Raw genomic sequence first — 19,267 nt, 5'->3', positions numbered from 1 at the left:
TCTTTCAGGCCGCGCCTTGAAAAGCCCGGAACCTCGGTTCCGGGCTTTTTTCATTTCCGGACCACAGCGGCATCTTCAGCGCCACGCCCCGGATTCGTCGACCACGCCGCCGTGGCGGCGCACATCACCGCCACGGCGGCCAGCGCGGCGCCTGTCCAAGGGACTGACGACAAGGACGCATAGGTAACGACCAGACCGCCGGCCGCCGTGCCCAGCCCTACGCCCAGATGCATGGCGGACAGGTTCAGGCTCAGACCAGCCTGCAGCGTGGCAGGCCCCGCGGCCGCCAGGTAGCTTTGCACCACGGGGGAGATCATCCAGCTCAGGCCGCCCCAGACCATCATTGCGGGCACAAAGGCCCACGGCGTCGACGCGCACCAGGGCAGCGCCAGCAGGCTGGACAGATACAGCAGCGGCGTCAGCACGACGGCGCGGCGCGGACCCAGCGCATCGGCCAGCCATCCGCCCAGATAGCCTCCCGACACCCCCGCAACGCCGAAGGCGGCGAACAAGAGCGCCAGCCAGGCCTCCGGCACCATCGCCACCCGCACCGCATAGGGCGCCAGATAAGCGAACACGGTGAAATGGCCGGCGATCATCAGGACTGAAACCGCCTGCGCCCCCGCGAGCCGGCCGTCACGCAGATGCCGCACGTAGACGGAGGCCGCGATCCGCTCGCCGCCGCGCCAGTCGGGCAAGCCCGGCCGGGTCACGCACAACGCGACGCAGGCCAGCCCGGCCAGGCCCGCGAACACGCTGCGCCAGCCCAGCGCCTCGGCCAGCAGCATGCCCACCGGCACCCCCAGCACCAGGGAACCGCTGATCCCCATGAAAATCACGCCGATGGCGCGGCCGCGATAGGCGGCAGGCACGAGCCGGGTGGCCAACAGCGTGGCCGCCCAGCAGGTCAGCGCACTGGCGGCCGCCATCCCGATGCGCGCGGCCAGCAGCACCTCGTAGCCGGGCGCGAGTGCGGCCGCCACATTGCACAGGGCAAACAGCAGCAACGCGCCCCCCAAGACATTGCGCAAGGGCCAGCGGCCGGCGAACAACGGCGCGGCAGGCGCGGCGGCGGCGAAGCCCAGAGAGAAGATCGTGGTGAGCTGGCCCGCGACGCCCAGGGTCACGTGCAGCCCCCCGGACAAGGCAGGCAGAATGCCGACCGTGATATTTTCCGCCAGCCCGGTCACAAAAGTCGTCAGGGCGAGCAGCCAGACGCGGATACTCATGGAAATCCTCCGATGCACGATCCGGCCCCGGGCCGGCACACTGTGGACATCGGGTTTCGAGCTGGCGCTTCGGTTATCCCGCTGATGGCTTTGAAGATTCTAGCGACCGGCCTCGGATCAGGAAAGGGGCAACAGCGGCATGAAACGCACCCGGCCCGCCCTTCAGCCTGAACCCAGTACAGGTACACTAAGGTTTACTCTGTTTGTCGGTTCACCATGGCCCCTCGTTCCCGCTCATCCTCTCTGTCACGTACGTCGCAGACCCTGATTTCCCTGGCTGAGTCGCTGTCGCGCTCGGGCAGCCACCTGGAAGACACCTACTGGGAAAGCCGCCTGGGCGAAGCCCTGGACAAGGCCCTGGGCGCGCGTCACGGGCGCGCCGTGGAATCCGCGCTGGACGTGCTGCTCGAACAGCGTTCGGCGGCCTACGAAATCCTGGTCGAACTGGCCGAAGCCCGTTCCGAATCATTGATGCCCGGTCCGGACGACCAGGACTGCGACACGCTGCTGATCTCGGCGCCGGTCCTGGCCTGGACCCGCTACCGGCTGCCGAACGGCCAATTGAGCGCGGACCAGTTGCAGGCGCTCGAAACCCTGCTGGGCGAAATCGTGCTGGGCGCCCAGGCCCGGGTTGCCTTGCTGCCCTCGCTGATCCGCTTCGACCGTCTGCCGCAATCGTTCCAGGAAACCCGCTCGTGGACTCAGGCGCTGGCACACCGCGCCCTGGGGCAGCGTCGCGACGGCCCCACGCTGCGCGACGCCGAAGCCCCGGAAGACCTCCTGGCCGACGTGTTCTTCCTGGTCGGCGCCGTGGTCGTGCCGCGCGGCGAAGCCGTCTTCCAATGGCAATCCCCCCTGCCCGCCGAATCCCTCACCCAGGACGCCGTCGCCGAACGCTGGGCCGAGGGCTGCGCGCGCATCCTGGAGCCTGCCTTCACCGGCTGCCAACTGGAATACCTGCGTCCCGAGGCCTATTACACCGGCACGCGCCAGGCCGACCAGGGCATCCGCCCCCTGACCCTCAAGGCCGCGGCCACCTGGCTGCAGACCGCCGCCCACATCCCGGGCACGGACCTGCGCGCCGCACTGATCGCTTGCGGCGAGCAGACCATCGAGGAATACCGCATCGGCTTCTGCACCCGCCAGAGCAATGACGTGATTTACGGCTGTGTCTGGCCCGCGCTCAGCCGCGAGGAATCCCAGCCCGACGTGGACGTCGAAGGCCAGGCCGACACCTGGGATACGATCGCGGCCCTGCTGCGCGAATGCGGCGTCCAGGACATCCGCCGCCTGCCCGGCCTGCAGCCCATGGAATTCTGCGAGGACTGCGGCACGCCCTACTTCCCCAATATGCTGGGCGACATGCAGCATCCCGAGCTGCCGGAAGAAATCGATCCGGAGCCGGTTCAGTTTCACTGAGACGGCGTCCGGTCGTGACATCCCTCTTGATCGCTTGCAGGCGGCTCGGATTCGGCAGGCACAGATTCACCCGTAGAGGCTGACTGTGTCTGGTTCTCTGTCTTTTGACCTGTTCTGCCGCGTCGTCGACAACTTCGGCGACGCAGGCGTGTGCTGGCGATTGGCCCGTCGGCTGGCCGCGCTGGGCCAGTCCGTGCGCCTGTGGATCGACCGGCCCGAGGTCCTGGCGCGGCTGCTGCCGGCGCTGGACGCGCAGGCGGCCGTGCAGACCCTGGACGGCGTGCAGATCAGCGCCTGGGACCGGGCCGGGCAGGCCCGGCCGCCCCGGGGCGGCGTCGTGATCGAAGCCTTTGCCTGCGCCCTGCCCCCGGCCTTTGAGGCCGCCATGGCCGGACGCGACTGCCTGTGGATCAATCTGGAATACCTCAGCGCCGAACCCTGGGTGGAAGGCTGCCACGGCCTGCCCTCGCCGCAGGCCAACGGAGTGCCGAAATTCTTTTTCTTTCCCGGCTTCACGCCGGCCACCGGCGGGCTGCTGCGCGAACCGGACCTGCTGGCGCGGCACGAAGCCGCGCAGGCACAGGATCGCGGCGAACGCCTGCGCGCGCTGACCGGACGTGCCGATGCGCTGCCCCCCGCCGATGACGACGCCCTGACCGTGCTGCTGTTCTGCTACCCCGACGCGCCGCTGGCGGGCCTGCAGGCGGCGTTGGCCGGGCTGGAGCGGCCCGTCCGGCTGCTCTCCCCCGGCGACCGCCCCCCGGCTGCACTGCGCGACCAGGGCGGCCTGCGCATTGTGTCCATTCCTTTCGTGCCCCAGGCCCGCTTCGACGAGCTGCTGGGCTGCTGCGACCTGAATTTCGTGCGCGGCGAGGATTCCCTGGTGCGGGCGCTCTGGGCCGGCTCGCCCCTGGTCTGGCAGATCTACCGCCAGGCGGAAGACGCCCATCTGGACAAGCTGGAGGCCTGGCTGGACCGGGCGCGCTGGCCCGCCCCCGCCGCTGAACTGATCCGCTCCTGGAACCGGCTGGATGACGCGGCCGTGGCCCGGGCGCTGCCGGCTGCGCTGGCGGAACCGGCCTGGTCCGACTGGCGCGCGCGCAGCCGCACCTGGTGCGCCGAACTGGCCGATCGACCCGATCTGGGTCAAGATTTGCTGGATTTTTGCCTAAGGAATCGCCCCCACGGCGCGCCTTCGGTTAGAATATATAGTTAGTTTTTTTTCAGCATTGCCTCGGAATGCGTTTTGGCTCGGGGCAGATATCCCCGGAGTTTTCCCATGAAAATCGCACAGGAACTGCGCGTTGGCAACGTCGTGATGGTCGGCAACGATCCCCTCGTCGTCCAGAAAGCCGAATACAACAAGTCCGGCCGTAACGCCGCCGTCGTCAAGCTCAAGTTCAAGAACCTGCTGACCGGCAGCGCCAGCGAATCCGTCTACAAGGCCGACGAAAAGTTCGAGCAGGTCATGCTCGAAAACAAGGAATGCACCTATTCCTACTTCGCCGACCCGATGTACGCCTTCATGGACGAGGAATACAACCAGCACGAAGTCGAAGCCGACAGCATGGGCGACGCGCTGAACTACCTCGAAGAAGGCATGACGGTCGAAGTCGTGTTCTACGACGGCCGCGCCATCTCGGTGGAACTGCCCACCATCATCGTGCGCGAGATCACCTACACCGAACCCGCCGTCAAGGGCGATACGTCCGGCAAGGTCCTGAAGCCCGCCAAGATCAACACCGGCTACGAACTGGCCGTGCCGCTGTTCTGCAACATCGGCGACAAGATCGAAATCGACACCCGCACCAACGAATACCGCAGCCGCGTGATGTAATCGCTGCGTTGTGCGTAAAAAAACCGGGCCCAGGCCCGGTTTTTTCATGGCGATCCGGCGTGCGGCAGACCCGCTCAGGCCAGCCGCGCATCCCGCCGGCCTACTGCAGCCGATCGTCGTCCAGGATGTCGGGGATCGGCATGATGGAGATGCCTTCGTCCACCAGTTCGCGGCATTCCTCGGCCGAAGCCGTGCCGCGGATGGGGCGTTCTTCGATTTCACCGCTGTGCATGCGGCGGGCCTCGTCGGCGAAACCGGCGCCGACATCATCGGTCTGGCGCACGATGCGGCGGATCTGGCGCAGGACTTCGGCCTGCAGGCGGGTCATCTGGTCGCCGGACGGCGCCGCGACGGCGGCCCGTCCCTGGGGCGCGGATTCCTCACGCGGAGCCTGGCCGGCACGCGGCGCGGGTTCGGCCCGCAGGTGGCTGACGTTCAGGTGCGGCGCCGAAACCCGGCGCGTGATCTGATCGCTGTGACAGACAGGGCAGCGCACCAGCCCCTGGGACAACTGGTCCTGGTAGCTGTCCTGGGACGAGAACCAGCCTTCGAAGACGTGGTCATGCTCGCACGAGAGGTCGAATACTTTGAGTGCCATGATCAACAGATGGAGGTGGGTCGGCCGTTTTCAAGCGCATCCCAGCATTGCCAGCGCCATTCCCAGGGCGCGATGGCGCCGACCTGGCGCCACAGACCCAGGCGCTGATCGCGCGCCTGGCGCTCCAGGTCGGACAGGGAGTCGTCCCGCAGGTATTTGCCGCCGCCCTGCTGGTTGGCCCAGGCCAGGCCGGTCTCGACCATGACGCGGTTGGCCGTGCGGCCGCCAGGCAACGGCACGTCGCAGACGTCGCGTTCGTAGCGGTCCTGCTCGTAGCACTGCAGCGTCAGCGTCTTGCCGGCCACCAGATCAGCCAGGGCCTTGCGGGCCGCCTGGCCATAGGGCTGGCCGGGCCGCTTGCGGCCATGGCCGGTTTCCGGCGCATCGATGCTCGCCAGCCGCACCCGATGACGGTCCCGCCCGACCAGCAGTGTCAGGGTGTCGCCGTCGGACACGTCCACGACCCGGCCCGACAAGGGATAGGGTCCCGCCGCAAAGACGGCCGGAACCGCCAGCGCGATGCACACACCGGCGCTCAGCAACGCCAAAGCCGGAACAGCGGCGGGGCGTCGGGCGCATGGAAGCAGAAAAGAAATCATGCGCCCATTGTAATGGTCAATCCGGCCAGGCCCGCCGCAGCAGTGTGTCGGACGCCAGCATCACCGGCCGGGCGCCGAACGCATCCCCGCCATCCGCGCCCAGGCGGCTGTCCACGAAGGCCCGCGCCACGCCCGGCGGCGCATGGCGCAGCAGCAGATCCGCCTGGACCAGCAGCACCAGATCCCGGGCCACCATCCGGGCCATCGCCTGCTGCCCGTCCGCATCGAGCGCCAGGACGGCCAGCAGGCGGTCGGCAGCAGCCCGCAGGGCCGGTTCGCCGGCATGCGCCCGCGCCAGCCCGTCGACCGCCTGGGCGACGAACTGCGGCTCTTGCCGGGCGGCCCTCAGCACGTCCAGACACATGACGTTGCCGGAGCCTTCCCAGATGGAGTTCACCGGCGCCTCGCGGTACAGGCGAGGCATGGGGCCGTCCTCGACATAGCCGTTGCCGCCCCAGACTTCCATGCATTCGGCGGTGACGGCTATGGCCCGCTTGCAGACCCAGAACTTCGCCGCCGGCACCAACAGGCGGCGCAGCGCCTGTTCGGCAGGCTGTTCAGGGCGATCGAAGGCGCCCGCCAGGCGCAGCGCCAGGGCGGTGGCGGCCTCGCTTTCCAGGGCCAGATCCGCCAGCACCTGCCGCATCAGGGGCTGGTCGATCAGCAGGCGGCCGAAAGCCCGCCGATAGCGGGCATGGTGGATGCCCTGGACCAGCGCCTGGCGCATCAGCGCCGTGCTGCCCAACACGCAGTCCAGGCGGGTGTAGGACGCCATCTCGACCAGCGTGGCGATGCCCCGGCCGGGCTCGCCGACCCGGCGCCCCGCCGCCCCCTCGAATTCGGCCTCGGCGCTGGCGTTGGAACGGTTGCCCAGCTTGTCCTTGAGCCGCAGCAGGCGCACCGGATTGCGACGGCCGTCGTCCAGCCAGCGGGGCATGTAAAAGCAGGAATGGCCGTCGCCGTCGCGCGCCAGCACCAGATGGACGTCCGACATGGGCGAGGACAGGAACCATTTGTGGCCCGTCAGGCGGAACCAGCCCTCGCCCAGCGGCTCGGCATGGCTCAGATTGGCGCGCAGGTCCGAACCGCCTTGCCGTTCGGTCATGCCCATGCCGATCATCATGGCGCGTTTTTCAGTCACCGGGACGTCACGCCCGTCATACTCGCGGCTGGCCAGCAGGGGCTGGATCGCGGCGAACCAGGGCTCGCGCGCCAGCAGCGGAATGGCGGCGCTGGTCATGGTCGCCGGACACAAGGAACCGGCCTCGATCTGGCCGTGCATCAGGTAGTGCGCCGCCCGGGCGACCTGGGCGCCCGGCCCCGGTTCGGTCCAGGCGCTGCCGTGCATGCCCTGGGCGAAGGCCAGGGACAGGAATTCCGACCACCCGGGATGGAAGTCCACCACGTCGATACGCGCGCCCCGGCGATCGAAGGACCGCAGCGCCGGCTCCTGGCGGTTGATCTCGGCCGCCAGCCTGGACAGATCGGCGCGGCCCAGCCGGGCGCCCCAGGTTTCCAGTTCGGCCTCGCGGTCCCCGGCCCCTTCGCGGCGCACGCCTTCGACCAGGGCCTCGTCCGTCAGGTACAGATTGCAATCAGGCAGATCCGGCACCTGATTGTCGGTCCCGGGCTGGCCGGCCCCGGACGCCGCCTGAGCCCCATTCGTCTGCGCCGCCCTGTCTTCGAGATGCATCCGATGTCCTCCTGCCATGTACGACCCCAGTCTACCCGCGATCCCCGGCGACGCCCAGGCTGCGGCGCCCCGTCTCGTAAGCATTCACGACAGGCGCGGATACGGACGCGGATACAATCGATCCGTCCTTCGTCCCGGAGACTTGCTGTGACTCCTCGTATCCTGATTCTGTGCGGCGCCCTGGCCCTGGCGCTGGGTGTGGCGACCGGCGCCTTCGGCGCCCACGGGCTGAAACGTCTGGTCGCGCCCGATCTGCTGGAAGTCTGGCGCACGGCCGCCCACTACCAATTGATCCATGGCGCCGGGCTGCTGCTGATCGCCGCCCTGTGGCCGCGCCTGGCCCCGACGCCGGCCGCCTGGGCGGGCGGCCTGATGCTGGCCGGCCTGATCGTCTTCAGCGGCAGCCTGTACGCGCTGGTGCTGACGGACCTGCGCGCCCTGGGCGCCGTCACGCCCATCGGCGGACTGCTGATGATCATGTCCTGGCTGACGCTCGCCTGGGCGGCCTGTCGCTCCCCCTGCCTATAATAAAACCCTGTCTAGCCCGACTGGAGCTCCGATGGCCGCCTCTCCCGATCACGAATGGCACGCATGGCTGCGCGCCCTGCCCAAGGCCGAACTGCACCTGCACATCGAGGGCACGCTCGAACCGGAAATGATGTTCGAGCTGGCCGGACGCAACGGCATCGTCCTGCCCTACGCCGACGTCCAGGCCGTGCGCGACGCCTACCAGTTCACGGACCTGCAGTCCTTCCTGGATCTGTATTACGCCGGCGCCGGCGTCCTGGTCACGGAGCAGGACTTCTACGACCTGACCATGGCCTATCTGCGCCACGCCCAGGCCGACGGCGTCGTCCACGCCGAACTCATGTTCGACCCCCAGACCCACACCCAACGCGGCATCGCGCTGGAGACCGTGTTCGCCGGACTGGCCCGCGCCTTGCGCGAGGCCCGCGACACGCTCGGGATCAGCAGCTATCTGCTGCTCAGCTTTCTGCGCCACCTGTCCGAGGACGAGGCCTTCGCCACGCTGGAGGCCGCCCTGCCGCTGCGCGAGGCCTACGCCGATCTGTGGATCGGCATCGGCCTGGATTCGTCCGAACGCGGCAATCCGCCGGAAAAATTCGCCCGGGTCTACGGCCGCTGCGCCGAATTGGGCTTTCGTCTGGTGGCCCATGCGGGCGAAGAAGGCCCGCCCGCCTACGTGCGCAGCGCCCTGGACACCCTCAAGGTCGCCCGCATCGACCACGGCGTGCGCAGCAGCGAAGACCCCGCGCTGCTGCAGGACCTGATCCGGCGCCGCGTGCCCCTGACAGTCTGCCCCCTGTCGAACCTGAAACTGGGCGTGGTCCATCATCTGCGCAACCACAATCTGGCCAAGCTGCTGCGGGCGGGCGCCGTCGTGACCGTGAATTCCGACGACCCGGCTTATTTCGGCGGCTACGTGCTGGACAACTACATCGCCAGCGCCGACGCCCTGGACCTGTCGCGCGACGAACTGGTCACGCTGGCCGCCAATAGTCTGAAAGCCTCGTTCCTGCCGCCGGCCGAACAGGCCGGTCTGCTGGATCGGCTGTCGATCGCAGCAGGCCAAAGCTAAGATTCACGCCCCCGGACACATCATGCTCAGTCCCGCCCAGCTTGCCAAGCTCGTCACGCCTGCCGACCCGATCCAGGGCGACTGCCTGCGGCTGGACCGTACGTTTTACGACCGCCCCGCCGAAACCGTGGCCCGCGACCTGCTGGGCCGCCTGCTGGTGCACGCCACGCCGGACGGCCGGCGCATCGGCCGCATCGTCGAGGTCGAAGCCTATCTGGGCCCCGGTGATCTGGCGGCCCACACCTCGCGCGGACGCACGGCGCGCACCAAAGCCATGTTCGGCCCGCCGGGCCACGCCTACGTCTACCTGATCTACGGCATGTACCACTGCATGAACGTGGTCACCGGCCCCGAGGGCAGCGGCACGGCCGTACTGCTGCGCGCCCTGGCTCCCGTGCAGGACCTGGACGCCTCGACCAGCGGCCCCGGCCGGCTGTGCCGCGCCATGGGCGTCACGATGGACCACTACGGCATCGACCTGTGCGGCGACACGCTGTGGCTCGCCCGGGACGACGCCCCCGCGCCCGCCGAAGTCGCCGCCGGCCCGCGCATCGGGGTGGACTACGCGGGCGAGTGGGCCGCCAAGCCCTTGCGCTTCTTCGTGCCGGGCCACCCGGCCGTCAGCCGGGCGCCGAAGCCGAAAAACAAAGGGTAAGAGGCGCCCCCGCGCGGGGTAGCCCGCGGGCGCCCTCCGTCGAGCGCCCGACCCGCACATTCAGCCCCGTTTAAGACTTTCTTGATCCGGCGCAAGGCCAGGGTTAACCCCCAAGGCTAGGATGGTGACATCTTCCAGTCACCCATCCGCCTCCCTTCATGCGCCGCTTCGCCACACCTCGACAGTCATGGTCCTCCGGCCTGATCTGGGCCGCCTCCCTGCTCCTGTTGTGGTCCTGTATGATCGCCTCGCCGGCCGGGGCGACCCATGCCGCGGCCCCCGGCGCGCAACAGGCATACAAGTTCGGCCAGAGCGGCACCTCGGTCGGCGTCGGCTCGCGGCTGGAGGCCTTCCTGGGCAAGTTCCAGCCCGGCGACATCGTCCCGGGCGCGGACCGCTTCGGCCCGCCGGAAGGCAAGCCCGTGATCGCCCGCGCCTACAAGGGCGACACCCTGGCGGGCTACGCCTACGTGACCACGGACGCCGTCAACACCCGGGGCTATTCCAGCAAGCCCATCGACGTGCTGGTGGGACTGTCCCCGGACGGCACGATCCTCAGCGCCCGGCTGGTCGAGCACCACGAGCCCATCGTGCTGATCGGCATCCCCGAAACCAAAGTGCAGGCCTTCATCGACGGCTACGTCGGCAAGAACTACGTCAAGGAGCCGCCGCGTCCGGGCGCCCCGCCGCCGGTGGACATCATCAGCGGCGCCACCGTGACCCTGATGGTCATCGGCGACAGCCTGACGCGATCGGTCATGGCCGTGGCGCGCCACCACGGCATCGGCCGCGAAGGCGGCGCCGCCCAGGCCGCGCCGGAACAGAAGCGCAGTGTGGACATGGAAAAGGCGGACATCCAGTCCTGGGACGCCTTGCTGGCCGCCGGCGCGGTGTCCAATCTGCGCGTCAGCGTGGCCGACGTCAACCGCGCCTTCGAGGAAAGCGGCCGCGCGGGCGCCGCCGACCGCCCCGAGCCGGGCGAACCCGACGACACCTTCATCGACCTGTACGCCGCCCTGGTCAGCGCCCCCGGTATCGGCCGCAGCCTGCTGGGCGACGCCGAATACAACTACCTGCGCGACCGGCTCAAGCCCGGCCAGCAAGCCGTGCTGATCGCCGGCAACGGTCCCTATTCCTTCAAGGGTTCGGGCTATGTGCGCGGCGGGGTCTTCGACCGCATCGAGGTCGTCCAGGAAGAAAACAGCTTCCACTTCACCGACCTGGATCACCAGCGTCTGGCCGATCTGATGGCGGCCGGCGTCCCCCGGTTCAAGGAAATCGCGCTGTTCACCGTACCCACGGACGCCGTCTTCGACCCGACCGAGCCCTGGCGCCTGCAACTGATGGTGCAACGCGTCATCAACGTCAAGGAAAAGGCGTTCACCGCCTTCAACCTGAACTACACCCTGCCGCAGGCCTACACCAGGCTCGACGCGGTGGCGCCGGCACCGGCCGCGCAGGCCGGCGCCCCGGCGGACGCCGCCCAGGCCGCTCCGTCCGACGACGAAGCCGACGCAGCGCCGCCGCTGTGGAAACAGATCTGGGTCGCCAAGACCGTGCAGATCGTCATCGTCTCGATCGCGCTGCTGACCCTGATCATGGTGTTCTTCTTCCAGAACCAGATCGTCAAGCACGAGGTCTTTTACCGGCGCTTCCGCACAGTGTTCCTGATCTTCACGCTGTTCTGGATCGGCTGGTACGCCCAGGCGCAACTCTCGGTCGTCAACGTGCTCACCTTCACCACCTCGCTGCGCACGGACTTCAGTTGGGAATATTTCCTGATGGACCCGATCGTGTTCATCCTGTGGATCGCCACGGCCATGTCCCTGCTGTTCTGGAACCGGGGGGCGTTCTGCGGCTGGCTGTGTCCCTTCGGCGCCCTGCAGGAGCTGACCAACCAGGCCGCGCGGAAACTGCGCGTGCCCCAGATCAAGGTGCCGCACGGCCTGAACACCCGGCTGGCCGGCTTGAAGTATCTGATTTTCCTGGTGCTGTTCGGCATCTCGCTGTACGAGCTGGGCACGGCGGAAAAATTCGCCGAAGTCGAACCCTTCAAGACCGCGATCATCCTGAAGTTCGTGCGCGACTGGCCCTTCGTGATCTTCGCCGCCGTGCTGCTGCTGGCGGGGCTGTTCATCGAACGCTTCTACTGCCGCTACCTGTGCCCGCTGGGCGCGGCCCTGGCGATCCCGGCGCGGCTGCGGATCTTCGACTGGCTGCGCCGCTACAAGACCTGCGGCAACCCCTGCCAGCTCTGCGCCGTGGACTGCCCCGTGCAGGCCATCAACCCGGAAGGCGACATCAACCCGAACGAGTGCATCCAGTGCCTGAACTGCCAGCAGCTCTATCACAACGACAAGCGCTGCCCGCACCTGATCCAGAAGAACGCCAAGCTCAAGCGCCACAAGGCGCCGCCGCCGGACGCCGGCATCCCGGGCGAAATCGTCGCCAGCCGCAAGCCGACCGTGCGCCCGCGCGACCCGTCCGAATCTGAACCCGTTTCGTCGAACCCATAGCGCCCGCACCCGGCCACCGAGCCTGGACGCTATGCCTACAACCCTAGGGAGTACACCATGTCCGACCACACCAGCGACAAATCCGGCCTGAGCCGGCGAGGATTCCTCGGCACCGCCGCACTGACGGGGGCCGCCGCCGTCGGCGCCACCCACCTGACGGCCAACGCCAAGGACGACAAGCAGAAAGGCCATCAGAGCGTCGAAGTCGCCCCCGGTGATCTGGACGAATACTATGCCTTCAATTCCGGCGGCCAGTCGGGCGAAGTCCGCATCCTGGGCCTGCCGTCCATGCGCGAACTGATGCGCATCCCGGTCTTCAACATGTGCAGCGCCACGGGCTGGGGCCGCACCAATGAAAGCCGCAAGATCCTGAACGAGGGCCTGACGCCGGCCACGCTCAAGTTCTCCGAGTCCATCGGCGGCGTGCTGCCCAACGGCGACGCGCACCATCCCCACATGTCCTTCACGGACAACACCTACGATGGTCGCTACATCTACATCAACGACAAGGCCAACACCCGCGTGGCCCGCATCCGCTGCGATGTGATGAAGACCGACAAGATCATCGAGATCCCCAACGCCGACGGCATCCACGGCCTGCGTCCGCAACGCTATCCGAAGACCGGCTACGTCTTCTGCAACGGCGAGCACATCGTGCCGCTGCCCAACGACGGCTCCGTGATGGACGACCCGAAGAAGAACTTCTGGGCCATCTACACCGCCGTGGACGGCGAGACCATGAAAGTGGCCTGGCAGGTCATGGTCGACGGCAACCTGGACAACGGCGACGCCGACTACCAGGGCAAGTACTCCTTCGCCACCTGCTACAACTCCGAGAAGGGCCTGAGCGTCACCGAGATGTCCGCCAACGAGCAGGACTGGGCGGTGGTGTTCAACATCAAGCTCATCGAAGAAGCCGTCAAGAACGGCGACTACAAGGAAATGAACGGCGTGCCCGTCATCGACGGCCGCAAGGGCTCGAAATACACGCGCTACATCCCGGTGCCCAACTCGCCGCACGGCTGCAATGCCGCGCCCGACGGCATCCACGTGGTGTTCAACGGCAAGCTCTCGCCCACCGTCACCGTCATCGACGTGCGCAAGCTCGACGACCTGTTCGCCGGCAAGATCAAGGAACGCGACGTGGTCGTCGCCGAACCGCAACTGGGCCTGGGCCCCCTGCACACGGCCTTCGACGGCCGCGGCAACGCCTACACCACGCTGTTCATCGACAGCCAGATGTGCAAGTGGAACATCGAGAAGGCCAAGCAGGCCTACCAGGGCGAAAAGGTCGATCCCATCATCCAGAAGCTGGACGTGCACTACCAGCCCGGCCACAACCACACCACCATGGGCGAAACCAAGGAAGCCGACGGCAAGTGGCTGGTGTCGCTGAACAAGTTCTCCAAGGACCGCTTCCTGAACGTCGGCCCCCTGAAGCCGGAAAACGATCAGTTGATCGACATCTCCGGCGACGAGATGAAGCTGGTGCACGACGGCCCCAGCTTCGCCGAGCCGCACGACATGCTGCTGGTGCACCGTTCCAAGGTCCGCCCGCTGCACATCTGGGACCGCAACGACCCCATGTGGGAAGACGCCCGCCAGATGGCCGCCAAGGACGGCGTCACCCTGGAATCCGCCGCCAACGTGATCCGCGACGGCAACAAGGTGCGCGTCTACATGGTCGCCATCGCGCCGGTGTTCAGCCTGCCCAGCTTCGAGGTCAACGAGGGCGACGAAGTCACCGTCGTGGTCACCAATATGGAGCGCATCGAGGACCTGACCCACGGCTTCACCATGACCGGCTACGGCATCGCCATGGAAATCGGACCCCAGGCGACGTCCTCGGTCACCTTCACGGCCTCGCGCCCCGGCGTGCACTGGTACTACTGCCAGTGGTTCTGCCACGCGCTGCACATGGAAATGTCGGGCCAGATGTACGTGAAGCCGAAGAAGGCCTGATGTTCATTGAAGGTTTGATGTCCATGCGTCACCCGACCGCCCTGGTTTCTGTTACGACTGCGCTGATGATTTCGATCGCCAGCGCCGTGGCGGCCGCTGCCGAGATCGACGTGCCCGCGGGTTCCGACCTGCGGGCCGCCGTCGCGGCGGCGGCGCCGGGCGACGTGCTGCGTCTGGCGCCGGGGGACTACTCCGGCAACCTGGTGATCGCCAAGCCCCTGACCCTGCAAGGCCCGGAGGACCGCAGCGCCCGCATCCTGGGCGAGCGCACCGGCCGCACGATCTGGGTCCAGGCCGAGGACGTCACCCTGCGCCACCTGACCGTCCGCCATTCGGGCCTGAGCCTGCCCGACATGGACGCCGGCATTTTCCTGGACAAGACCGCTGCCCGCGCCCACGTCGCGGACAACGACATCATCGACAACTCCGTCGGCGTTTACCTGTGGGGCGCGCACGACGCCCTGGTGGAACGCAACCGCATCGTCGGCAACACCGGATTGCGCGTCAACGAACGCGGCAACGGCGTGACCGTCTGGAACGCCCCAGGCTCCAAGGTGCTGGACAACGATATTTCCGAAGGCCGCGACGGCATCTTCTCGAACAACAGCCGCGAGAACACCTTCAGCCGCAACGTCTTCCACAAGCTGCGCTACGCGGTGCACTATATGTACACCAACGACAGCGAGGTCAGCGACAACGTGTCGCGCGGCAACGAGATCGGCTACGCCATCATGTTCTCGCGCCGCCTGACCGTGCGCGGCAACATCGCCGTCGACAACGCGCATCAGGGCCTGATGCTCAACGCCACGGACGATTCCGTGATCGACGGCAACGTCATCGTGCGCGCCGAAAAATGCGTGTTCGTCTACAACGCCAACTTGAACGAACTGGCCGACAACCATTTCCAGGACTGCGGCATCGGCGTGCATTACACCGGTTCCGAGGGCAACCGCATCCATGGCAATGCCTTCGTCGGCAACCAGAACCAGGTGAAATACGTCGGCACCCGCTTCCTGGAATGGTCGCAGGAAGGACGCGGCAACTACTGGTCCGACCTGTCCGCCTTCGACCTGGATGGTGACGGCATCGCCGACACCGCCTACCGCCCCAACGGCCTGATCGATCAGGTCGTCTGGCGCGCGCCCAATGCGCGGCTGCTGCTGAACAGCCCGGCCGTGTCCATCGTCCGCTGGGCCCAGTCCCAGTTTCCCGCGATCCTGCCCGGCGGCGTGATCGACAGCGCCCCCCTGATGGGGGTGCCGGCCACGCCGACCCTGAAAAAATTCGAGGCCCTGCCATGACCGTTACGGCGCCCCCGATCGAACTGAGATCGGTCACCAAACGCTACGCCGCGCTGAAGGCCGTGGACAGCGTCAGCCTGTTCATCGAACCCGGCGAATGCGTGATCCTGGCCGGCCACAACGGCGCCGGCAAAAGCACCCTGATCAAGCTGATCCTGGGCCTGATCCGTCCGGAGGCCGGCTCGGTGCGCGTCCTGGGTGAAACCGCCGGCACGCCGGCCGCCGCCCGCGCCCGCCGCCACATCGGCTATCTGCCGGAAACCGTGGCCCTGCATCCTTCGCTGACGGGCGCCGAGACCCTGGCCTTCTACGCCCGCCTGAAAGGCCTGCCCACCGACGGCAACGCCGCCCTGCTGTCGCGCGTCGGCATCGCCGAAGCCGCCAAACGGCGCGTGGGCGGCTATTCCAAAGGCATGCGCCAGCGCCTGGCCCTGGCCCAGGCCCTGCTCGGTTCACCCCGGGTGCTGCTGCTGGACGAGCCCACCACCGGCCTGGACCCGGCCTCCCGGCTGCTGTTCTACGATATCGTGCGCGAACTGCGCGACGCCGGGGCCGCCATCCTGCTGTCCACCCACGCCCTGGCCGAACTCGAAGGACTGGCCGACCGCGTCATCGTCATGCGCAAGGGCGGCAAGATCGCCGACGGCTCTCTGGGCGATCTGCGCCGCGAAGCCGACCTGCCGGTCCGCATCCGCCTGACGCTGGACACGGATCCCATCCAGCTCCCCGAAGGCTGGCGGCGCCTCGGCGCCGGCCGCATCGAACTCACCTGCGCCGAGGCCGACAAGCTGCGCCGGCTGCGCGACGCCCAGGCCATGCCCGACATCCGCGACATCGAACTGGAACATCCCGGGCTCGACGAAATGTACGCGCAATTCCTGCGCCGGGAGGACGCATGAATCCGACCCTGATCCTGATCCGCAAGGAAATCCGCGACGGCCTGCGCAACCGCTGGGTGCTGGCGATCACCGCGCTGCTGGCCATGCTGGCCCTGTCGCTGGGCTTCCTGGGCAGCGCGCCGACCGGCACCGTCAAGGTCGATCCCCTGACCGTCACGGTCGTCAGCCTGTCCAGCCTGTCGATCTTCCTGATCCCGCTGATCGCCATGCTGCTGTCCTACGACGCCATCGTGGGCGAGATCGAACGCGGCACCATGGCCCTGCTGCTCAGCTATCCGGTCGCTCGCCGCCAGGTGATGATGGGCAAGTTCCTGGGCCACCTGGCCATCCTGGCGCTGGCCACGGGCGCAGGCTACGGCATCGCCGGGCTGACGCTGCAACTGGCGCACGGCGGGCTGGACCTGGCGGCCTGGACGCCCTTCGCCCTGCTGATCCTCGCCAGCATCCTGCTGGGCGCCTGCTTTCTGTCGCTGGGCTACCTGATCAGCGCGCTGGTCCAGGAACGCGCCACGGCCGCCGGCATCGCCATCGGCGTCTGGCTGTTCCTGGTGGTGATCTACGACATGGCGCTGCTGGGCGTGCTGGTCGCCGACCAGGGCCGGGTCATCACGGCCCCGCTGCTCAATGCCATCCTGCTGTTCAACCCGACCGACGTCTATCGCCTGCTGAACCTGACCGGCCACGAGAACATCGCCATGTTCGCCGGCATGGCCGGCCTGAGCGAGCAGGCGACGCTGTCCACCAGCGTCCTGCTGCTGGCCCAGCTTTTGTGGATCGCGGTCCCCTTCGGCCTGGCGTCCCTGGCTTTCAACCGGAGGGCGCTGTGACTTTTGCTCATCAAGCCCCTGCTTCATCACACCCGTCGGGCGCACTGCGGCTGGCTTTGGCCGGTGCGGCGCTGGGGCTGGCGGCCCTGCTGGCCGGCTGCGGCGGCCGGCAGGACGCGTCCTCTCCCCCACCTACTCCCGTGGCGATGACCGATGAGGCTGTCGGCCACTATTGCGGCATGAATCTCTACGAACACATCGGTCCCAAGGGCCAGATCCTGTTGCGCGACCGGGACGTCCCGGTCTGGTTTTCCACCATCCGCGAAGTCTTTGCCTACACCATCCTGCCCGAAGAGCCCAAGACCGTCCTCGCCATCTACGTGCAGGACATGGGCCGCGCGGGCGCGGACGGCAATCCGCCTGCGGACGCCTGGATCGACGCCACGACGGCCCATTACCTGATCGAAAGCGGCGCGGTGGGCGGCATGGGCGCGCCCGACGCCCTGCCTTTTGCCCGGCTGGAGGATGCCCGCGCCTTCGCCGAGCGGCACGGCGGGCGCATCGTCAGCTTCCAGAACATGCCGGAAGACTATGTCCTGCGCGCCCCCGAACTCGCCCCCCGCGCGGACCTGGAACCCGTCGGAGCCTCCTCATGAACACCCCTCGCCGCCGTTTCCTCGGCATCCTCGCCGCCAGCGCCGCCCTGGTCGGACCGGGCTCTCTGCGCGCCGCCCTGAACACCCCGGGCGCCCTGCCGGAGCCGGTCACCTGGCGCGGCGTCGCGCTGGGCGCCGACGCGCAGTTGCAACTGCTGCACCCCGACCGCGCCCACGCCGAACGGCTGGTGCGCATGGCCGTGGCCGAAGTCCATCGCCTGGAACAGGTCTTCAGCCTGTACCGCGAGGACAGCGCCCTGGTGCGCCTGAATCGCGCCGGCCGCCTGGACGCGCCGCCCCTGGACCTGAGCCGCCTGCTGTCCCAGTCCATCGCCTTCGGCGACCGGACCGGCGGCCTGTTCGACCCCAGCGTGCAGACACTGTGGGACCTGTACGCCGCCCGCGTGCTCGCCGGCCTGCCGCTGCCTCCCGATCCCGCCGAACTGCGGGCCGCGCTGGCCAAGGTGGACTACCGCGCCATCCGCATCGAGGCGGACGCCATCGTGCTGGAACGCCCCGGCATGGCGCTGACCCTGAACGGCATCGCCCAGGGCTACATCACCGACCGGGTGACTGAACTGCTGCGCGCCAACGGCCTGGAACACGCCATGATCGACCTGGGCGAAGCCCGGAGCCTGGGCTCGCCCGGACCCGGCCGCCCCTGGCGCGCCGGTATCGCCGACCCCCGGGAACCCAGCCGCGTCCTGGAGACCATCGACTTGTCGAATCAGGCGCTGGCCACCTCAGGCGGCTACGGCACGCCGCTGGACGCCGGCGGGCGCTACACGCACCTGTTCGATCCGCACACGGGCCAGGCCACGCCGCGCTGGCGCAGCGTCACCGTGCGCGCGCCCGACGCCACGACCGCCGATGCGCTGTCCACGGCCTTTGCCCAAATGCCCGCCGACACGATCCGTGGTATGATTTCGCGCTTTCCAGTTCAGGCATGGCTGATGGCGCCGGATGACGGCACCCTGATCCGCCTGGGATAATTGGAAAAAATGCCGGAAATCATGCTTGAAAAAGCACCGGCAACAGCGAGATGACAAGCCTTGAAAAGCACGTTATAATCTTGCTTCTTTAGCGGCTGTAGCTCAGTTGGATAGAGTACTTGGCTACGAACCAAGGGGTCGTGGGTTCGAATCCTGCCAGCCGCGCCAGAATTACCCTGTTGTTTCAACAGGTTAGAAACCGCCTAGGGGCCAACAACCTAGGCGGTTTTTTTATTGTGGGAATTTAACCCCATGTTTAACCCCACATCGAGGGGGTACGGCGACGCAAGTGTCGCTGAAGGATTTTTTGTTTGCGGGTAGAGTTGTGGCGACACGGCTGGACGTACAGGGATTTTCCTAGACGTCTGTGTCTTTGAGAGTGCTGCGAGAGGGGGTTCCAGCCCCGACCCGCAGCGATTTTGTAGCCTACACTACTGCCCCATGCTAGAGGGACGTGAGTTATTTTAACTCATGCTTTGAATCGACCCGGATTTTCTAGACAGTCCCGGTTTTCAAAAAATGGCGTCTCTCAAATTCTACCGGG

The 19,267-nt window shown here is 67.5% G+C and carries 17 protein-coding genes and 1 tRNA gene; 14 read left to right on the top strand and 4 right to left on the bottom strand.

From position 1 onward, the window contains the following. Positions 1-50 precede the first annotated feature (50 nt). Positions 51-1,229, bottom strand: coding sequence for an MFS transporter (locus tag ACFO0J_RS16610; RefSeq protein ID WP_376814203.1), 1,179 nt, complete (start codon positions 1,227-1,229; stop codon positions 51-53). A gap of 216 nt (positions 1,230-1,445) precedes the next feature. Here ACFO0J_RS16610 and ACFO0J_RS16605 point away from each other — a divergent pair, with 216 nt between their 5' ends. The 3 genes from ACFO0J_RS16605 to efp all read left to right on the top strand — a co-directional run bounded on the left by ACFO0J_RS16605 (position 1,446) and on the right by efp (position 4,485). Then, positions 1,446-2,648 carry a DUF2863 family protein gene (locus ACFO0J_RS16605; protein WP_376814202.1) on the top strand — a complete coding sequence of 401 codons (1,203 nt, stop codon included), beginning with the start codon at positions 1,446-1,448 and terminating at the stop codon, positions 2,646-2,648. Positions 2,649-2,745: 97 nt separating this feature from the next. Beyond that, positions 2,746-3,864, top strand: a complete 1,119-nt coding sequence (gene earP / locus ACFO0J_RS16600) for an elongation factor P maturation arginine rhamnosyltransferase EarP (RefSeq protein WP_376814372.1) — start codon at positions 2,746-2,748, stop codon at positions 3,862-3,864. A gap of 63 nt (positions 3,865-3,927) precedes the next feature. After that, on the top strand, positions 3,928-4,485 hold the full coding sequence (efp, locus tag ACFO0J_RS16595; protein WP_376814201.1) for an elongation factor P: 558 nt from the start codon (positions 3,928-3,930) through the stop codon (positions 4,483-4,485). Between the two features lie 100 nt (positions 4,486-4,585). Here efp and ACFO0J_RS16590 read toward each other — a convergent pair whose 3' ends face one another. The 3 genes from ACFO0J_RS16590 to ACFO0J_RS16580 all read right to left on the bottom strand — a co-directional run bounded on the left by ACFO0J_RS16590 (position 4,586) and on the right by ACFO0J_RS16580 (position 7,375). Next, positions 4,586-5,083 (bottom strand): DUF1178 family protein, encoded by a 498-nt coding sequence (locus ACFO0J_RS16590; protein ID WP_376814200.1) that lies wholly within the window; start codon positions 5,081-5,083, stop codon positions 4,586-4,588. A 2-nt stretch (positions 5,084-5,085) separates the two neighbouring features. Continuing rightward, complete coding sequence (locus tag ACFO0J_RS16585; RefSeq protein WP_376814199.1) at positions 5,086-5,631, bottom strand: thermonuclease family protein; 546 nt, start codon at positions 5,629-5,631, stop codon at positions 5,086-5,088. Between the two features lie 67 nt (positions 5,632-5,698). After that, on the bottom strand, positions 5,699-7,375 hold the full coding sequence (locus ACFO0J_RS16580; protein WP_376814198.1) for an acyl-CoA dehydrogenase family protein: 1,677 nt from the start codon (positions 7,373-7,375) through the stop codon (positions 5,699-5,701). Positions 7,376-7,522: 147 nt separating this feature from the next. Here ACFO0J_RS16580 and ACFO0J_RS16575 point away from each other — a divergent pair, with 147 nt between their 5' ends. The 11 genes from ACFO0J_RS16575 to ACFO0J_RS16525 all read left to right on the top strand — a co-directional run bounded on the left by ACFO0J_RS16575 (position 7,523) and on the right by ACFO0J_RS16525 (position 18,891). Next, the gene (locus ACFO0J_RS16575) at positions 7,523-7,903 is read left to right on the top strand and encodes a DUF423 domain-containing protein (RefSeq protein WP_376814197.1); all 381 of its coding nucleotides are present in this window, start codon (positions 7,523-7,525) and stop codon (positions 7,901-7,903) included. 31 nt (positions 7,904-7,934) lie between these two features. After that, the gene (locus ACFO0J_RS16570) at positions 7,935-8,975 is read left to right on the top strand and encodes an adenosine deaminase (RefSeq protein WP_376814196.1); all 1,041 of its coding nucleotides are present in this window, start codon (positions 7,935-7,937) and stop codon (positions 8,973-8,975) included. A gap of 22 nt (positions 8,976-8,997) precedes the next feature. Beyond that, positions 8,998-9,630 (top strand): DNA-3-methyladenine glycosylase, encoded by a 633-nt coding sequence (locus ACFO0J_RS16565; RefSeq protein ID WP_376814195.1) that lies wholly within the window; start codon positions 8,998-9,000, stop codon positions 9,628-9,630. Positions 9,631-9,788: 158 nt separating this feature from the next. Continuing rightward, positions 9,789-12,146 (top strand): 4Fe-4S binding protein, encoded by a 2,358-nt coding sequence (locus ACFO0J_RS16560; protein ID WP_376814194.1) that lies wholly within the window; start codon positions 9,789-9,791, stop codon positions 12,144-12,146. A gap of 57 nt (positions 12,147-12,203) precedes the next feature. Then, complete coding sequence (nosZ, locus tag ACFO0J_RS16555) at positions 12,204-14,108, top strand: TAT-dependent nitrous-oxide reductase (protein WP_376814193.1); 1,905 nt, start codon at positions 12,204-12,206, stop codon at positions 14,106-14,108. Positions 14,109-14,131: 23 nt separating this feature from the next. After that, the gene (locus ACFO0J_RS16550) at positions 14,132-15,409 is read left to right on the top strand and encodes a nitrous oxide reductase family maturation protein NosD (RefSeq protein ID WP_376814192.1); all 1,278 of its coding nucleotides are present in this window, start codon (positions 14,132-14,134) and stop codon (positions 15,407-15,409) included. Further along, positions 15,406-16,308: an ABC transporter ATP-binding protein gene (locus tag ACFO0J_RS16545; RefSeq protein ID WP_376814191.1), complete on the top strand. Its 903-nt coding sequence runs from the start codon at positions 15,406-15,408 to the stop codon at positions 16,306-16,308. Before ACFO0J_RS16550 ends, ACFO0J_RS16545 begins: the two co-directional genes overlap by 4 nt. After that, positions 16,305-17,135, top strand: coding sequence for an ABC transporter permease (locus tag ACFO0J_RS16540; protein ID WP_376814190.1), 831 nt, complete (start codon positions 16,305-16,307; stop codon positions 17,133-17,135). The genes ACFO0J_RS16545 and ACFO0J_RS16540 overlap by 4 nt, the downstream gene beginning before the upstream one ends. After that, on the top strand, positions 17,132-17,731 hold the full coding sequence (locus tag ACFO0J_RS16535) for a nitrous oxide reductase accessory protein NosL (RefSeq protein WP_376814189.1): 600 nt from the start codon (positions 17,132-17,134) through the stop codon (positions 17,729-17,731). The genes ACFO0J_RS16540 and ACFO0J_RS16535 overlap by 4 nt, the downstream gene beginning before the upstream one ends. Further along, positions 17,728-18,723 carry an FAD:protein FMN transferase gene (locus tag ACFO0J_RS16530; protein ID WP_376814188.1) on the top strand — a complete coding sequence of 332 codons (996 nt, stop codon included), beginning with the start codon at positions 17,728-17,730 and terminating at the stop codon, positions 18,721-18,723. Before ACFO0J_RS16535 ends, ACFO0J_RS16530 begins: the two co-directional genes overlap by 4 nt. Positions 18,724-18,814: 91 nt before the next feature. Further along, a tRNA-Arg gene (locus ACFO0J_RS16525) sits at positions 18,815-18,891 on the top strand. Positions 18,892-19,267: the final 376 nt, after the last annotated feature.

Origin of the sequence: Castellaniella hirudinis (genome assembly GCF_042651965.1) — a bacterium.
Lineage (GTDB): Bacteria > Pseudomonadota > Gammaproteobacteria > Burkholderiales > Burkholderiaceae_B > Castellaniella > Castellaniella hirudinis.
Note: the sequence above shows the minus strand (reverse complement) of the source record. Positions and strands in the feature narration are given on the sequence as shown.